Source organism: Labedella populi, from assembly GCF_004078655.1.
Lineage (GTDB): Bacteria > Actinomycetota > Actinomycetes > Actinomycetales > Microbacteriaceae > Labedella > Labedella populi.
On record NZ_RZNC01000004.1, the window covers coordinates 146,354 to 161,751 of the forward strand.

Sequence of the window (15,398 nt, forward strand, 5' to 3'; positions counted from 1 at the left end):
TCGCCGCCGTCACACGACGGCCGCGAGGTCGGGCATGGCGGGGACGGGGTCTCGGACGAGGGAGCCCCACGCCCGGCGGAGCGCCTCGACCCCCCGTTCCGTCTCGGGGAGCGAATAGGTGATCGGGATGCGCAGGAACCGCTCGAAGGCGCCGTCGATCCCGAACCGGGGCCCGGCGGCGATGACGAGGCCGTGCGATCGCGCGGCGAGTGCGAGTTGGGAACTGAGCGGCGCACCTATCCCCACCCAGACGGCGAGCCCGCCACGGACGTGTGGCACGTCCCAGTTCGGGAAGTGCTCCGCGAGGAGCTGCTCGAGGCGCAAGCGTGTTGCTCCGAGCTGGGCCCTCCGCAGTTCGATCACGTCGTCGAGTCGCGGGAGGAGCTCCATGCTCACGAGCTGCTCGAGGATGGGGGTGCCGAGGTCCCCGACGGAACGAGCGACGACGAGCTTTCGGATGGTCTGGCGGTCCGCCCGGATCCACCCGATGCGCAACCCGCCCCAGACGGTCTTGCCGAGCGAACCGATCGTGACGATGCGGGCGCCCTCCGAGTTGTCGGTGGCGAACGGCCGGTGAGGCCCCGTCCGGTCGATGGAGAGGTCGGCCGTGGTCTCGTCGATCACGAGGATCGTCCCCGTCCGGGCCGCCGACCTGCGGACCGCTGCGCGAGTGCGCTCCGACATCGATGCGCCCGTCGGGTTGTGGAAGTCCGGCATGAGGTAGGCGAGCACCGGATTCGTGCGCTCGAAGGCCTGCGTGATCTCGGCGTCGTTCCAGCCGGACTCGCTCGAGACCGTCACGGGCACGAGTCGCGCCCCGACGGCCCGGAGCGCGTCGTGCGCGTGCGGGTAGCTCGGCATCTCGAGAAGGGCACGGTCGCCGCGTGCGACCATCGTCCGCGCGAGCAGACCGATCGCGTGTTGCGCCCCGAGGGTCACCATGATCTCGTCGGGCGACGTCGGCAGCCCCGTGTCGCTGTAGCGTTCCGCGATCGCCCGCCGCAACTCCGGCAGGCCGACCGGATCGTAGTCGAACTCGCTCAGGTAACGCTGGAGCCGGGCGGCAGCGGCAACGGAGGCCTCCGCCACGATCGCGGATGCCGGCATCGCCGCTTTGCTGAAGTCGAGCGCGCCGTTCTCGCGCAGCGGCACGACGTCGGGCGAAGAGCCCGGGAGCCGCGCGACACTGCCGGAGCCGCGCAGACTCTCGAGGTAGCCGCCCTCGCGCAGCTCGCGGTACGCCGCCGTGACGGTCGTCCGGCTCAGTCCGAGCCGCTCGGCGAGATCGCGTTCGGCCGGCAGGCGCGTGTCCGTCGGCACCCTCCCATCGAGGATGAGGAGCCGCACCCGGTCGGCGAGACCCCGGTAGGCGGCATCGGACCCCCGCCAGTCGCCGAGGAGAGCCGAGAGGGCGCGCGCGGTGATGTGAACATCGGCCATGCGGCCACCGTAGTCGGATTGGCCTCTTGATCCAAGGCCAAAAGCCCAATTGGATATTCGACATGACCCGTCGTATCGCCCAGCTGCTCGTGGGTCTCGTGCTCTACGGCATCGCCGGAGCCCTCATGATCCGCGCCGTGCTCGGAGTCGACCCCTGGACGGTCCTCGCTCAGGGACTCTCCGTGCGGACGGGGCTCGGGATCGGCATCCTCACGAACACCATCGGTGTGCTCGTCCTGCTGCTGTGGATCCCCCTGCGGCAGAGGCCCGGGGTGGGTACGGTCCTCAACATCCTCATCATCGGGCCGTCGATCGAGCTCGGCCTCTGGCTCGTCCCCCCGATGACGGACTCGTGGGCGCAGATCCTCGTGTTCGCCGCCGGTCTCCTCCTGCTCGCCGTCGCGAGCGGCCTCTACATCGGGGCCCGGATGGGACCGGGTCCGCGGGACGGACTCATGACGGGACTCCACCGGCGCTTCGGTATTCCGATCTGGGTCGCTCGCACGAGCGTCGAGGTCACCGTCCTGACGATCGGCTGGATCCTCGGCGGGAACGTCGGCTTCGGCACGGTCGCGTTCGCACTCCTCATCGGCCCGCTCTGCAACGTCACCCTGCCGCTCTTCGCGATCCGCGCGCCGGAGGCCGGCCCGGCGGACGCCGCGTCCGACCCGACCCCGACCGTTCAGGTCCCCGCGGCGACGCCGCCGGCGGCCTGACGGTCGACGGCGAGCCGATTCACGATATATCTTGACTCGCCGGATCTCGCGACATATCGTGACTTCGACGACACGATCCTCCGGTGGAAGGCGGCACGACCATGGCACTCGAGCAGTGGATGATCAGGGTGGGAGAGACGCGGGTCATCGACCTCGCGGTCGTACGATCCCTCAAAGTGAGCCTCATCGGCGGACAGATCGACATCATCGGCCACGACGAGCCGGGCGCTCGGGTGGAGGTGCACTCGGTGACGCAACGCGACCTCAAGATCGCGATCGACGGCGACCGCCTCGAAATCGACCACCCGCAACTCCGGTGGGACAACGTCGTCGACCTCCTCGGTGCGTTCGGGCGGAACTCCGCGAAGGCCTCCATCAGCGTGCTCGTCCCCCGGACCGTCGCACTCACACTCGGCTCCGTCTCGGCGGACGCGCTCGTCACGGGTCTGTCGAACGACATCCGACTCAGTACCGTCAGCGGCGAGCTCCAGACGGACGGCCTCGAGGGCGACCTCGTCCTCCACAGCGTCTCGGGCGAGCTGAGTGCACAGAACCACAGTGGTCCCGTCTCCGTCGATTCCGTCTCGGGTGACATCACACTCTCGGGCATGCTCGACCGGATCAAGGTCGACACGGTCTCGGGGGACGTCTTCGCCGACGTCGACGGTCGCTGCAACCGCATCCGGGTGAACAGCGTCTCGGGTTCCCTCACCGCGCGCATCGACCGCGCCCTCGGTGCCGCGTACACCGTCAACACCGTGAGCGGCACGCTCCAGCTCGACGGCCAGGTCATCCGCGGGATGCGCGGCCGCGGCTACCAGGACACGATCCCGGGAGACGGCGGCGCGGCGGTCGAGGTACTCGCGAACACGGTCTCCGGCAACGTCTCCGTCATCCGCCGCGACGCGCGCGCGGGGAACCCCCGGACGGGCGCGACGCACGGTGCGAACACCGACGGCTGGGGCTCCCCCGACGCCGCCCCGGGCGAGGACGACGTGCGATGACGCCGCCCGTCTTCTCCCACGGCAGCCTGAGGCTGTACCTCCTGAAGCTGCTCGCCGAGGCGCCTCGTCACGGGTACGAGCTCATCCAGGCGCTCAGCGACCGCTTCGGCGGCACCTACAGCCCGAGCGCCGGCACCATCTATCCGCGCCTCGCGAAGCTCGAGGAGGAAGGCCTCGTCACGAAGTCGAGCGACGGCCGGAAGACCGTCTACAGCATCACCGACTCCGGTCGTGCGGAGCTCGCGGGGCGTGAGGACGAATTGGGCCGGGTCGAGTCGGAGGTCACGGACTCGGTCCGTCGACTCGCGCACGAGATGCGCACCGACGTCACCTCGGCTATGCGGAGCCTCAAAGCCGAGCTCGCCTCGGCCGCTCGCGAGGCCCGGACCGCCGGCACCCGCGTCCCTCCTGTGGCTTCCACTCCCGCGGACGATCGCAGCGCCTCACGGCTCGCTCTGCACGAGGCGGAGCTCCTGCTGAACGCGTTCCGGCACGACGCCCGGTCGGCGTTGCGCACGCACATCGCGTCGGGTCGGTCGTTCACGGCCGCACAGCTCGCGGAGGTCCGGTCCGAGCTCGACCGCGCCGCCGCGGCCCTCCACCGCCTCCTCTAGCCCCCTCTCCCCCCTAAACACTTCCTGTGTGCACGAAAATTCGTGCACACAGGAAGTGTTTAAGGGGGGTAGTGAGGGGGCGGTCAGGGGGCGAGGTAAAGCTTGCGGAGGGTCGCCGTGACGGTCCAGCGCGTCCGGGTCCCCGCTTCCAGCCGCACCAGGTCGCCTGGCGCGAGCGTGAGCGACGCCCCCACGTCGAGAAGCTCGACCGACGCGGAACCCGTGAGCACGACGAAGATCTCATCGCTCTCGGTATCGGTGGCGACACCGGACTCCATCTCCCACACCCCGACCTCGAGCCCACGGAAGCCGCCGAGTTCCCGAAGCCGCGTGGGCGGAGCCCCCTCTCCCGCGTCCACCGAATGGAGGTCGAGGGCGGTCAACGAGAGCACAGAATTCGGTGCGATGGCAAGGTCGGACACGGGCTACCTCCGAGGCGTCGGGACAGGTCGAGCTAACGGTATCAGTGGCCCGATTGGGGCTTCACGAGCGTTTCCGTCGAAAGAGGCCGATTCGTTTACCGTTTCGATTGTGTAAATCTCTCGGCCGAGGGTATTCCCTTTCCGAGTTGCAGCCCCCAGAATTCCGGTACTGCGCGAAACGCTCGAACCGTGCGTTCCGCCGACGGAAAGGTCTCGTATGCACCACGGTCGCACTCCCGACGCGATCCTCATCACCGGTGGAAGGGTGTTCCTGGACGGTCATGTTCAGGAGTCACCCGTAGCACTCGTCGACGGAAAGATCGCAGCGATCGGCGGAGACGCCGTCGACGCTCTCGATCACGCGCCGTCGGAGACGATCGACGCGGCCGGCGGCCTCGTCGTCGCCGGTTTCCAGGACTCGCACATCCATCCGCACCACGCCGGTAACACCCTCGTCACGTGCGACCTCTCCGCGGAGGACACGGTCGACGGATATCTGGACCGCATCGCCGCCTACGCGGCGGCACATCCCGACCGCGAGTGGATCACCGGCGGCGGGTGGGGTATGGACCTCTTCCCCGGCGGCATCCCGACGAAGGACCTCCTCGATCGCGTCGTGCCCAACCGTCCCGTCTACCTGCCGAACCGCGACGGTCACGGCGCGTGGGTCAACTCCCGAGCCCTCGAACTCGCCGGGGTGACGCGCGACACCATCGACCCGATCTCGGGCCGCATCGAGCGCGACGCGGACGGCGACCCGATCGGCTGCCTCCAGGAGGGGGCGATGGAGCTCGTCTCCGCGCACGTCCCGCCGCTCGGAGACGACCTCGTCGACGAGGGCTTCCTCCTCGCTCAGCAGCAGCTGTTCGCGTGGGGCGTCACGGCATGGCAGGACGCCATGGTCGAATCCGGCGACCGCGGGCTCGACAACCTCGCCTCCTACCGCCGGCTCGACGCCGACGGCCGGCTCCTCGCCCGTGTCGTGGGAGCGCAGTGGTGGGAGCGCGAGAAGGGCCTCGACCAGATCGAGACGTTCGTCGCGAACCGGGACGCGGCCGTCGGCGAGCGCTTCAGCGCCGGCAGCGTCAAGATCATGCAGGACGGCGTGGCCGAGAACTTCACCGCCGCGATGCTCGAGCCCTACCTCGACGGCTGCGGCTGCTCGACGCAGAACGCGGGCAAGAGCTTCGTCGAACCGGGCATGCTGACGGAGGCGTCCGCCGCCCTCACCGCGGCCAGCCTCCGCGTGCACTTCCACACGCTCGGCGACCGAGCGGTGCGCGAGGCGCTCGACGCGATCGAGTCGACACCGGGCATGGTCCGCCCCTTGCTCGCCCACCTCCAGGTCATCCACCCCGGCGACATCGCGCGCTTCGCTGGGCTCGACGCCGTCGCGAGCATCCAGCCGCTGTGGGCGCGCCACGAGTCCCAGATGGACGAGCTCACGATCCCGTTCCTCGGCGCGACCCGCTCGGCGTGGCAGTACCCCTTCGCGAGTCTCCGCCGAGCGGGCGCGACGCTGGCCCTCGGCTCCGACTGGCCCGTCAGCACCGCGAATCCCCTCGAGATCATCCATACGGCGGTCACGCGCTGCCCTCCCGGTATGAGCGCGAATCCGCTCGGCGGCGAACAGGCCATCTCCCTCTCGGACGCCGTCGTCGGCTACACCGAGGGCAGCGCGTACGCGAACGCCGACGAGCACCGGACGGGACGCATCGCCGTCGGCTACGACGCCGACGTCACGATCCTCGACCGCGACATCTTCTCCGCCCCGACAGCGGAGATCGCCGACGCCTCCGTGGCGTACACGATCGTCGGCGGACGCGTGGTGTTCGAAGCACCCACAACGGGCGGAAACGCCTGATGGAAGGACGACGATGACGACACACCTGGTCGACGAGGCCCGAGCCGGAGAGGTGACGCTCCGCGGAGTCTCCCGCGTCTACGGGAAGAACTACGCGGTGCGCGACCTCGATCTCCACGTCGAGGCGGGCGAGTTCATCTCCCTGCTCGGTCCGAGCGGGTGCGGGAAGACCACGACGCTGCGCATGATCGGCGGCTTCGAATACCCCGACTCGGGATCCATCTCGATCGCGGCGAAGCCCGTCGAAGCATTGCCGCCCTACAAGCGCCCGGTCAACACGGTCTTCCAGGCCTATGCCCTGTTCCCGCACCTCTCCGTCGCCCAGAACGTCGCCTACGGGCTCCGGTACCAGAAGACGCCGAAGAACGAGGTCCGCGAGCGCGTCTCCGAGGCCCTCCAGATGGTGCGGATGGACTCCTTCGCCGAGCGGATGCCGGCGCAGCTCTCGGGTGGCCAGCAGCAGCGAATCGCGCTCGCCCGCGCTCTCGTGAACCGCCCAGCGGTGCTCCTCCTCGACGAGCCCATGTCGGCGCTCGACCGCAAGCTCCGCGAGGAGATGCAGATCGAGCTGAAGCTCCTCCAGCAGCAGCTCGGCACGACGTTCGTCTTCGTGACGCACGACCAGGAGGAAGCGATGACGATGAGTGACCGCATCGCCGTCATGAATTCCGGTCGCCTCGAGCAGATCGGCCCACCCGACGCGGTGTACGACGCTCCGTCGAGCGCGTACGTCGCCGGCTTCATCGGCCAACAGAACTTCTTCACGGGAGCGCTCGCGGGCGGGCCGGGAGCCTGGAGCGTCACGATTCCCGGCGGCACCGTTGTGTCGACCCGAGAACCCGCCGGCTCCCCCGTAGTGGGCGCCGCGACGGAGGTCGCCGTCCGACCCGAGCACGTGACGATCTCCGCCATTCCCCTGGGCGGACCGAACGAGATCCGCTCGACGCTCATGAGCGTCAGCCAACTGGGCTCCGCCCTCCAGATCGTCACCATCACACCGGATGGGCTCAAGATCATGGCCCGGACGCCGCGCGGAGTCGACCTTCCGTCGACTCCCGGAGTCGACGTCTACTGCTCTTGGCCGGCCGACGCCGTCCACATCTTCCCCACCACCCCTGCAACCGAAAGCGAGTGACCATGTCCGACAAGCCCGTACGTGTCCTCCTGCCCGAATCGATGGCGAGCGCCTTTTCGAAGGGCCTGTCGCGCCGTGCCCTCCTCGGCGGAGCCCTCGGTCTCGGCGTCACCGCGACGCTCGCGGCCTGCTCGACCGGCGGCGGCGGAGGCGGCGGCTCCGCGAGCGGCCTCAACATCTACACGTGGGGCGAGTACGACGACCCCGCGGTCCTCAAGGACTTCACCTCCGAGTTCGGGCCCTCGATCACGATCGACAGCTATGGCTCGAACCAGGAGATGATCTCCAAGCTCGTCACCGCGAGCGGCACGAGCGGCTACGACCTCTGCGTCCCGACCCACCAGTACATCCCCCAGATGGCCGCGTCGGACCTCCTCGAGGAACTCGACCACTCGAAGCTGCCGAACATGAAGAACCTCGACCCGGCATACATCGACCAGGACTTCGACCCGGGCAACGTCTACTCGGTTCCGAAGGACTGGGGCTCCACCGGCTACGTCTACGACACGACGGTGATCACGCGAGAACTCTCGACGTGGGCGGACTTCTGGGACGCCGCGCAGAACGAGGCGAGCGGCAAGCTCTCCCTCCTCGAGGATCCGGGCGAGATCGCGTACTCCTATTTCCTCGCGAACGGGATCGATCCCAACACGACGGACGAAGGCCACCTCGAGGACTACCGCGTCTTCATCACGGAGACGATCGCTCCGCACGTGCAGGCGTTCGAGTCGTACCCGAGCGGCACGATCGCCCAGAACGGCCGCGTGCTCGCTCACGCGTGGAACGGCGACGCCCGCCAGGGCATCCTCAACAACGAGGACCCGGCCCGCTACAGGTACGTCACGCCGACCGAGGGCGGCAACCTCTGGCAGGACAACTGGGCCATCGTGAAGGGCGCGCCGAACGCCGACGCCGCCCACGAGTTCATCAACTACGTCCTCGACCCCGAGGTGTCCTTGCAGGAGCTCATCTACATCGGCTACCACACGGCCGTCCAGGGCATCGAGGAGGCGGCGACGGAGGCGGGCGTCGAGCTGCCCGAACTCATCTTCTTCACGCCGGAGCAGGTCGACAAGCTCGTGTTCGCCAAGCTCACCGACGCCGAGCAGACGATCGTCTCCATCTACGACGAGCTGACGGCGGCGGCGGGACAGTGACGGCGGTCGCCGCACCGCCGCAACGGGCACGGCGGCGGTTCACGGGTTCGGTGGGGCTGCTCGCCCTGCCGATCGCGGCGTGGCTCGTCTTCTTCTTCATCGTGCCGTTCGGGCTCATCCTCTGGTACAGCTTCGGGGAGAAGCCGAGCCTCTACGTCACCCACTCGAACGACGTGCTGTCGCTCGCCCGGTATGTCGAGGCCCTCGACCCCGCGTTCCTCACAACGTTCTGGCGGACGACGCAGATCGCGATCGTCGGCACCGCACTGTGCCTGCTCATCGGCTTCCCGATCGCCTATTGGATGGCCGTGAAGCTCTCACCACGAGCCCGCGGGATCGTGCTCGCCCTCGTGCTCGTGCCGTACTGGACGAACTTCCTCGTGCGCACGATCGGGTGGCAGATCACATTGAGCCCCGAGGGTTTCCTCTCGGACTTCCTCAACGCGGTCGGCGTGCTGAACGGTCCGCTCCAGGTCCTCTACACGCAGCAGGCGGTGCAACTCGGAGTCGTCTACAACTACCTGCCGCTCATGATCCTGCCGCTCTACGTCGCGCTCGAGCGCATGGACCACCGTCTGCTCGAGGCGAGCCGCGACCTCGGTGGGAACTGGTGGTCGAGCTTCTGGCGCGTCACGATCCCGTTGGCCCTCCCGGGCATCATGTCGGGACTGCTCCTCGTCTTCGTGCCGCTCATGGGCGACTACATCACGCCGAGCGTGCTCGGCGGCGCCTCCGGCAGCATGGTCGGCCAGATGGTCGCCGGGCAGTTCCAACGTGCGCAGAACTGGGCGCTCGGCTCGGCGATGGCGATCTGCCTCATGCTCGCGATCCTGCTCGTCGTCATCCTGTTCGGCGTGCTGTTCAAACTCATCGGCGTCGCGCTCGCGCGATTCCGGCATCTCGGCGACCTGAACAGGACGGGGGCGATCTCATGACCGCGACGGTGGAGCGACCGACCGAGCCTGTGACGGAATCGAGCGACGCGCCCGTGGCACGGCGGCATCGGACCCCCCTCGGCGACGTGGTCCTCGGCATCTGGGGAGTCGCGGGGCTGCTGTTCCTCTTCTTCCCCGTACTCGTGATCGTCGCGTACTCGTTCAACACCGGCAGGCAGCTCCAGTCGTGGCAAGGCTTCGGCCTCGACTCCTACGTGAACGCCTTCAACAACCCCACGATCGTCGCGACGATCCAGGTCTCGTTGGTCGCCGCGGCCGGATCGGCCGTGGTGTCGACGGTCCTCGGTTCCTTCGCGGGCGTCGCGCTCGCGCGGCGCGGCGGTCGGTGGGCCGTGTGGCTCGTCGCCCTTCTGGGCCTCGCGATGGTGACTCCCGAGATCGTCAACGCCGTCTCGCTGCTGCCCTGGTTCGTGACGCTCGGCGCCGACTGGGGGCTGTCCATTTTCAACCTCGGACAGGTGAGGCTCGTGATCGCGCACTCGCTCTTCGCATGTGCGGTCGTCACGTTCATCGTGCGGGCGCGGATGTCGGGACTCAACGAGTCGCTCGAGGAGGCGGCAGCGGATCTCGGGGCTCCCCCGATCCAGCGGTTCTGGACGATCACCTTCCCGCTCATGCGGCCGGCGGTGATCTCGGGGGCGCTGCTGTCGTTCACGCTGAGCCTCGACAACACGGTGCTGTCGAGCTTCGTGTCGGTGGCCGGATCCACGCCGTGGCCCGTCTACGTCTTCGCGTCCCTGCGGTCGACGCTCCGACCGGAGATCGCCGCGATGTCGACCGTCATGCTGCTGCTGACCCTCGCGGTCCTCGCGCTCGTGGCGATCGTCCTCGGCCGGGCGAGCAGGAGGACGGGCGATGGCAGCGGCCTCGCCCAGACCCTCGCGGGCGGCTGACCCCCTCCCCCCTCCCCCTCTCTCCCCCCCTGAACACTTCCTATGTGCTCGAATTTTCGTGCACATAACAAGTGTTCAGGGGGGAGAGAGGGGGGTGGGTCAGGAGTCGAAGCCGAGGCCCAAGGCGTCGAGGGTCTTGAGGAGGAGGTTGCGGCGACCGCCGTTGTGGTCGGCGCGATCGAGCGACCAGCGCGTGGCGTTGACGCCGATCGTCGCCGCGGGCTCCGGAGGGAACGGGAGCGGGCGCCGCCGCACCATCTCGAGCCGTGTGCGCTCCGTCTCCTCGCCGGAGAGGAGGTCGAGCATGACATCGGCGGCGAAACGCGTCGCCCCCACCCCGAGGCCCGTGAAGCCCGCGGCACAGGCGACGCGGCCGCCGAGCGCCGCCCCGAAGAACGCCGAGAACTGCGTACTCGTGTCGATGACCCCGGCCCACGAGTGCGTGAACCGAATGCCTTCGAGTTGCGGGAACGTCGTCAGGAAGTGCGAGGCGAGGCGCTCGAACGATTCGGGTCGCTTCTCGTACTCGGGGCGGATCCGGCCGCCGGCATGGTAGACGGCGTCGTATCCACCCCAGAGGATGCGGTCGTCGGCCGACTGCCGGTAGTAGTGGAACTGGTTCGCGAGGTCGCCGATCCCCTGCCGCCCGTTCCAGCCGATCTCGGCCTTCTGTTCCGGAGTCAGCGGCTCCGTCATGAGTACGTAGTCGTAAACCGGCACGGTCATGAGCCGATTGCGGACGAGCAGTGAGGGGAAGGCGTTGGTGCCGAGTGCGACCTGTTGAGCACGGATGGTGCCACCGGCCGTCCGCACCTCGACGCCGTCGCGCGCCCGTTCGAGTCCGCGGACCATGGTGTGCTCGTGGATGGTGCCGCCGAGTTCCACCACCACCCGCGCGAGTTCGGCCGCGAGCTTCGCCGGATTGACGAGCGCCGAGTCGCGCGGCGGAACGAGCAGTCCCGCGAGATACGTCGGCGAGTTCACGAGTCCGCGCACCGCGTCCTCCCCGAGGAAACGGGCTCCGTTCTCGCCGTCGGACGCCGCGAGCCAGTCGACCTGGTGCGGCTCCACCGCGACGGAGAGGTAACCGGTGCGCTCGAAGTCGCAATCGAGCCCGTAACGCGCGACCGTCTCCTCGATCCCGTCGAGGTTCTCGATCCCGAGACGCTCGAGCTCGTCGAGTTCGTCCGGCCAACGACGCTCCCCGTTCTCCCGCCCGTGGGTGAGGCTCGCCTCGCAGAAGCCCCCGTTGCGGCCGGAGGCCGCCCAACCCACGGTCTTCGCCTCGACGACGGTCACACGGAGCGACGGCTCGCGCTCGAGGGCGCGGACCGCGGTCCAGAGCCCTGTGTAGCCCCCACCGACGACCACGAGATCGGCGGTCGTGTCTCCGACGAGCGCCGGGTGCTCGACGCGATCACCGAGGTCGTCGAGCCAGAAGACGGAGTGCCGACTGTGGGCGAGCGCGTGCTCGACGGCGGAGCGGCGTGGAGGCCGCCTCTCGAAGACGGTGTTTCCCATGGCTGTGCACCCTTCCCTTCCTCGCCCGTAGCGGGCTTCCCGACGTCGTCCCCACCCGCCCGCACCGGACCGGGTCGGGTCGGCGCGCCGCACGCAGGGAATGGGGGGGTCGGTCGCGCGGTCGCGTACCGTCGACTCTAACGATTTCCGCTGTTCGGCGCGATGATTCCTACGGATCCGCTTGCCGGTGTCCTTCACAACTGACAATATGGCGACATGAGTGCGCGAGATGGCCGGACGTCCCTTGACGACACGTCGAAGGCCATCATCGAGCAATTGCAGGACGACGGCCGGCGCTCCTACGCCGAGATCGGCAAGGCGGTCGGACTCTCCGAGGCCGCCGTTCGGCAACGGGTCCAGAAGCTCGTCGACGGCGGGGTCGTGCAGATCGTCGCCGTCACGGACCCGCTGCAGCTCGGCTTCCTCCGACAGGCGATGATCGGTATCCGCATCTCCGGGGACACCCGGGTGATCGCCGACGCCGTCGCCGACATCCCCGAGGTCGACTACGTCGTCCTCACCGCCGGGAGCTTCGACCTCCTCGTCGAGATCGTGTGCGAAGACGACGAGAAGCTCCTCGACCTGCTGAACGAGAAGATCCGCAGTCTGGACGGCGTGCTCTCCACCGAGACGTTCGTCTACCTCAAACTCCGCAAACAGCTCTACAACTGGGGGACCCGATGACACTGTTCCATTCCGACACCCGCGCCAGCTCGACGGGAGCCCTCGTGACGTACGACACCGACGCCCTCAACGCGAAGGCCACGGATCACTTGTGGATGCACTTCGCGCGGCAATCGTCTCTCGCGAAGGGGACCGTCCCGATCATCGTCAAGGGCGAGGGACACCACATCTGGGACAGCAACGGCAAGCAGTACTTCGACGCACTGTCGGGGCTGTTCGTCGTCGCCGCCGGGCACGGCCGACGTGAGTTGGCGGAGGCGGCCGCGAAGCAGGCCGAGACCCTCGCGTTCTTCCCCATCTGGGGCTACACGCACCCCGGGGCCATCGAGCTCGCCGATCGCCTCGCCGACTACGCGCCGGGCGACCTCAACAAGGTGTTCTTCGCGACGGGCGGCGGCGAGGCCGTCGAATCGGCGTTCAAGCTCGCGAAGCACTACTGGAAGCTCCAGGGCAAGCCGATGAAGACGAAGGTCATCTCGCGCGCCGTCGCCTATCACGGGACCCCTCAGGGCGCCCTCGCGATCACGGGCATCCCCGCGATGAAGGCGATGTACGAGCCCGTGACCCCCGGAGGTTTCCGCGTCCCGAACACGAACTACTACCGGGCCGACGAGATGGGCTTCCAGGGCACCGAAGAGGAGTTCGGCCTCTGGGCCGCCAACCGCATCGAGGAGATGATCGAGTTCGAGGGCGCCGACACCGTCGCCGCCGTCTTCCTCGAACCCGTCCAGAACTCGGGCGGTTGCTTCCCGCCGCCGAAGGGCTACTTCCAGCGCGTCCGGGAGATCTGCGACAAGCACGACGTCCTGCTCGTGAGCGACGAGGTGATCTGCGCCTTCGGCCGGATCGGCCACATGTTCGCGTGTGACGCCTACGGCTACGTCCCCGACATGATCACGTGCGCGAAGGCCCTCACGAGCGGCTACTCGCCGCTCGGCGCGACGATCGTGAGCGACCGGATCTATGAGCCGTTCGCACACGGCCAGACCTCGTTCGCGCACGGCTACACCTTCGGCGGCCACCCGGTCTCGACGGCGGTCGCGATGGCGAACCTCGACATCTTCGAACGCGAGGGCCTCAACCAGAACGTGCTCGACAACTCGGCGTACTTCCGCTCATCACTCGAGAAGCTCCTCGACATCCCGATCGTGGGCGATGTCCGCGGTGACGGCTACTTCTTCGGGATCGAGCTCGTGAAGGACAAGACGACGAAGGAGACGTTCGACGCCGACGAGTCGGAGCGCCTCCTCCGCGGTTTCCTCTCGCGCGCGCTCTTCGACGCCGGTCTCTACTGCCGCGCGGACGACCGCGGCGACCCCGTGATCCAGCTCGCTCCGCCGCTCACGACGGGGCCGCGGGAGTTCGACGAGATCGAGCAGATCCTCCGGAACGTCCTGACCGAGGCGTCGAACCTGCTCTAGAAGTTCGGGTGGGACTCCACCCGTCCCGTCGGCCTCCGCTCCTCTCCCCCGGTTCCCCTTCGACAGGCTCAGGGACCGGTGGTCACCGCTTCCGAGCCTGTCGCCGTTCACGATCCAGGCAGCCGAAAAGGACGACATGACCACGCGCCCGTACCGCGAGACCTCCTTCTGGTTCGACGCCCTCGTGGCGGAGGGGGCCGACGACTTGACGCCGCGGCCATTCGCTCCGGACGGGCTCGACGTCGACGTCTGCATCGTCGGCGGCGGGCTCACCGGCCTGTGGGCGGCGTACTACCTCACCGAGAACGACCCGGGGCTCTCCGTCGTCGTCATCGAGAAGGAGATCGCCGGCTTCGGAGCCTCGGGGCGGAACGGCGGCTGGTGCTCGGCGCTCTTCCCCCGCGAGACGTCGTCGCTCGTCGCCGAGTACGGGCACGACGCCGCGCGACGGATGCGGCAGGCCATGGTCGACACGGTCGACGAGGTGGGACGTGTCGTCGCCGCAGAGGGTATCGACTGCGACTTCTCGAAGGGCGGCACCGTCTCGTTCGCGACCTCGGAGGTGCAACGAGGGGCCGCACTCGCCGAGGTGGACGCGAACAATGCGTTCGGCGTCGACCGGCGCGAGTTCTGGGACTTCGCCGGGCCGGGGTCCACCAAGCCCCACCCGGAGAAGGCCGTCGCCGCGTCCTTCAACCCCGACTGCGCGCGCATCCAGCCGGCGAAGCTCGTCCGGTCGCTCGCCGACGTCGTCGAAGCCCGCGGCGTGCGCATCTTCGAGCAGACGGCGGCCGTGTCCTGGAGCGAGGGCGAGGTCGTCGCCGAGACGCCCGTCGGGCGGACGACGGTGCGCGCGGGGTCGATCCTGCTCGCACTGGAGGCGTACGGCTCGCAGCTGCCGGGCATCGGCCGCCGTGTCATGCCGCTCTACTCGCTCATGATCGCGACCGAACCGCTCGACGACGCGTTCTGGGACGGCGTCGGCATCGAGCACGGCCAGACGTTCACCGACTACCGGCACTTGCTCATCTACGGCCAGCGCACGGCCGACAACCGCTTCGCCTTCGGCGGCCGCGGTGCCCGGTACCACTGGGGCTCGACGATCTCGGAGGCCTACGACCGCGTCGACCGGGTCTTCGATCACCTCCACCACACGCTCGTCGACCTGTTCCCGGCGGCGACCGATGCGGCCGTCACCCACTCCTGGGGCGGACCGCTCGGCGTCCCGCGGGACTGGCACGCCACGGTGACCTACAACCGTCGGACCCGCGTCGGCCTCGCCGGCGGCTACGTCGGCGACGGCGTCGGCACGACGAATCTCGCGGGACGCACGCTCGCGGACCTCGTGACGGGCACCGACTCCGACATCGTCTCACTGCCTTGGGTCGGGCACGTCTCGCCTCGCTGGGAGCCGGAGCCGCTCCGTTTCGCTGGCGCCAACCTCGGCCTCGTCGGCACGACGCTCGCCGACGTCGAGGAGGCGGCGACGGGCCGACCCTCGATCGCCGCTCGCCTGCTCGCTCCGCTCACCGGGCACTGACCCCGACATGCTCGGGGAGCTCCGCTCGGCT

At 68.7% G+C, this 15,398-nt stretch carries 14 protein-coding genes; 11 read left to right on the forward strand and 3 right to left on the reverse strand.

Going from position 1 to position 15,398, the window contains the following annotated elements; genetic code table 11:
- Nucleotides 1-9: 9 nt before the first annotated feature.
- Complete coding sequence (gene yczR / locus ELQ92_RS12190; RefSeq protein ID WP_128499362.1) at nucleotides 10-1,440, reverse strand: MocR-like transcription factor YczR; 1,431 nt, start codon at nucleotides 1,438-1,440, stop codon at nucleotides 10-12.
- Between the two features lie 62 nt (nucleotides 1,441-1,502).
- On the opposite strand from yczR, the gene yczE reads away from it, so the two are divergent.
- From yczE to ELQ92_RS12205, 3 genes are all read left to right on the forward strand, one after another.
- Entirely contained in the window at nucleotides 1,503-2,156 is a 654-nt protein-coding gene (gene yczE / locus ELQ92_RS12195; protein WP_128499364.1) for a membrane protein YczE, read from the forward strand.
- Nucleotides 2,157-2,257: 101 nt separating this feature from the next.
- On the forward strand, nucleotides 2,258-3,160 hold the full coding sequence (locus ELQ92_RS12200) for a DUF4097 family beta strand repeat-containing protein (RefSeq protein ID WP_128499366.1): 903 nt from the start codon (nucleotides 2,258-2,260) through the stop codon (nucleotides 3,158-3,160).
- Nucleotides 3,157-3,774: a PadR family transcriptional regulator gene (locus tag ELQ92_RS12205; RefSeq protein ID WP_128499368.1), complete on the forward strand. Its 618-nt coding sequence runs from the start codon at nucleotides 3,157-3,159 to the stop codon at nucleotides 3,772-3,774. The genes ELQ92_RS12200 and ELQ92_RS12205 overlap by 4 nt, the downstream gene beginning before the upstream one ends.
- 83 nt (nucleotides 3,775-3,857) lie before the next feature.
- Here ELQ92_RS12205 and ELQ92_RS12210 read toward each other — a convergent pair whose 3' ends face one another.
- Nucleotides 3,858-4,196: a cupin domain-containing protein gene (locus ELQ92_RS12210; RefSeq protein WP_208004365.1), complete on the reverse strand. Its 339-nt coding sequence runs from the start codon at nucleotides 4,194-4,196 to the stop codon at nucleotides 3,858-3,860.
- Between the two features lie 217 nt (nucleotides 4,197-4,413).
- Here ELQ92_RS12210 and ELQ92_RS12215 point away from each other — a divergent pair, with 217 nt between their 5' ends.
- From ELQ92_RS12215 to ELQ92_RS12235, 5 genes are read left to right on the forward strand one after another with little or no spacing between them, the layout of a single operon-like run.
- Nucleotides 4,414-6,060, forward strand: a complete 1,647-nt coding sequence (locus ELQ92_RS12215) for an amidohydrolase (protein ID WP_128499370.1) — start codon at nucleotides 4,414-4,416, stop codon at nucleotides 6,058-6,060.
- Between the two features lie 13 nt (nucleotides 6,061-6,073).
- Nucleotides 6,074-7,195, forward strand: a complete 1,122-nt coding sequence (locus ELQ92_RS12220) for an ABC transporter ATP-binding protein (RefSeq protein ID WP_128499372.1) — start codon at nucleotides 6,074-6,076, stop codon at nucleotides 7,193-7,195.
- Between the two features lie 2 nt (nucleotides 7,196-7,197).
- A complete protein-coding gene (locus ELQ92_RS12225) occupies nucleotides 7,198-8,352 on the forward strand; it encodes a polyamine ABC transporter substrate-binding protein (RefSeq protein WP_128499374.1) in 1,155 nt (384 codons plus the stop codon).
- The gene (locus ELQ92_RS12230) at nucleotides 8,349-9,287 is read left to right on the forward strand and encodes an ABC transporter permease (protein ID WP_128499376.1); all 939 of its coding nucleotides are present in this window, start codon (nucleotides 8,349-8,351) and stop codon (nucleotides 9,285-9,287) included. Before ELQ92_RS12225 ends, ELQ92_RS12230 begins: the two co-directional genes overlap by 4 nt.
- Nucleotides 9,284-10,201, forward strand: a complete 918-nt coding sequence (locus ELQ92_RS12235; RefSeq protein WP_128499378.1) for an ABC transporter permease — start codon at nucleotides 9,284-9,286, stop codon at nucleotides 10,199-10,201. Before ELQ92_RS12230 ends, ELQ92_RS12235 begins: the two co-directional genes overlap by 4 nt.
- Before the next feature lie 99 nt (nucleotides 10,202-10,300).
- Here the strand turns inward: ELQ92_RS12235 and ELQ92_RS12240 are convergent, their stop codons facing one another.
- Nucleotides 10,301-11,722 carry an NAD(P)/FAD-dependent oxidoreductase gene (locus tag ELQ92_RS12240; RefSeq protein ID WP_128499380.1) on the reverse strand — a complete coding sequence of 474 codons (1,422 nt, stop codon included), beginning with the start codon at nucleotides 11,720-11,722 and terminating at the stop codon, nucleotides 10,301-10,303.
- Between the two features lie 216 nt (nucleotides 11,723-11,938).
- On the opposite strand from ELQ92_RS12240, the gene ELQ92_RS12245 reads away from it, so the two are divergent.
- From ELQ92_RS12245 to ELQ92_RS12255, 3 genes are all read left to right on the forward strand, one after another.
- On the forward strand, nucleotides 11,939-12,406 hold the full coding sequence (locus tag ELQ92_RS12245) for an Lrp/AsnC family transcriptional regulator (protein WP_128499382.1): 468 nt from the start codon (nucleotides 11,939-11,941) through the stop codon (nucleotides 12,404-12,406).
- Nucleotides 12,403-13,827 carry an aspartate aminotransferase family protein gene (locus ELQ92_RS12250; RefSeq protein WP_128499384.1) on the forward strand — a complete coding sequence of 475 codons (1,425 nt, stop codon included), beginning with the start codon at nucleotides 12,403-12,405 and terminating at the stop codon, nucleotides 13,825-13,827. Before ELQ92_RS12245 ends, ELQ92_RS12250 begins: the two co-directional genes overlap by 4 nt.
- A gap of 136 nt (nucleotides 13,828-13,963) precedes the next feature.
- The gene (locus ELQ92_RS12255; RefSeq protein ID WP_128499386.1) at nucleotides 13,964-15,367 is read left to right on the forward strand and encodes an NAD(P)/FAD-dependent oxidoreductase; all 1,404 of its coding nucleotides are present in this window, start codon (nucleotides 13,964-13,966) and stop codon (nucleotides 15,365-15,367) included.
- Nucleotides 15,368-15,398 lie beyond the last annotated feature (31 nt).

What these genes read in the sequence shown, in the direction of transcription:
- yczR (WP_128499362.1), bottom strand. Translation starts at nt 1,440, where the DNA reads ATGGCCGATGTTCACATCACCGCGCGCGCCCTCTCGGCTCTCCTCGGC.
- yczE (WP_128499364.1), top strand. Translation starts at nt 1,503, where the DNA reads ATGACCCGTCGTATCGCCCAGCTGCTCGTGGGTCTCGTGCTCTACGGC.
- ELQ92_RS12200 (WP_128499366.1), top strand. Translation starts at nt 2,258, where the DNA reads ATGGCACTCGAGCAGTGGATGATCAGGGTGGGAGAGACGCGGGTCATC.
- ELQ92_RS12205 (WP_128499368.1), top strand. Translation starts at nt 3,157, where the DNA reads ATGACGCCGCCCGTCTTCTCCCACGGCAGCCTGAGGCTGTACCTCCTG.
- ELQ92_RS12215 (WP_128499370.1), top strand. Translation starts at nt 4,414, where the DNA reads ATGCACCACGGTCGCACTCCCGACGCGATCCTCATCACCGGTGGAAGG.
- ELQ92_RS12220 (WP_128499372.1), top strand. Translation starts at nt 6,074, where the DNA reads ATGACGACACACCTGGTCGACGAGGCCCGAGCCGGAGAGGTGACGCTC.
- ELQ92_RS12225 (WP_128499374.1), top strand. Translation starts at nt 7,198, where the DNA reads ATGTCCGACAAGCCCGTACGTGTCCTCCTGCCCGAATCGATGGCGAGC.
- ELQ92_RS12235 (WP_128499378.1), top strand. Translation starts at nt 9,284, where the DNA reads ATGACCGCGACGGTGGAGCGACCGACCGAGCCTGTGACGGAATCGAGC.
- ELQ92_RS12240 (WP_128499380.1), bottom strand. Translation starts at nt 11,722, where the DNA reads ATGGGAAACACCGTCTTCGAGAGGCGGCCTCCACGCCGCTCCGCCGTC.
- ELQ92_RS12245 (WP_128499382.1), top strand. Translation starts at nt 11,939, where the DNA reads ATGAGTGCGCGAGATGGCCGGACGTCCCTTGACGACACGTCGAAGGCC.
- ELQ92_RS12250 (WP_128499384.1), top strand. Translation starts at nt 12,403, where the DNA reads ATGACACTGTTCCATTCCGACACCCGCGCCAGCTCGACGGGAGCCCTC.
- ELQ92_RS12255 (WP_128499386.1), top strand. Translation starts at nt 13,964, where the DNA reads ATGACCACGCGCCCGTACCGCGAGACCTCCTTCTGGTTCGACGCCCTC.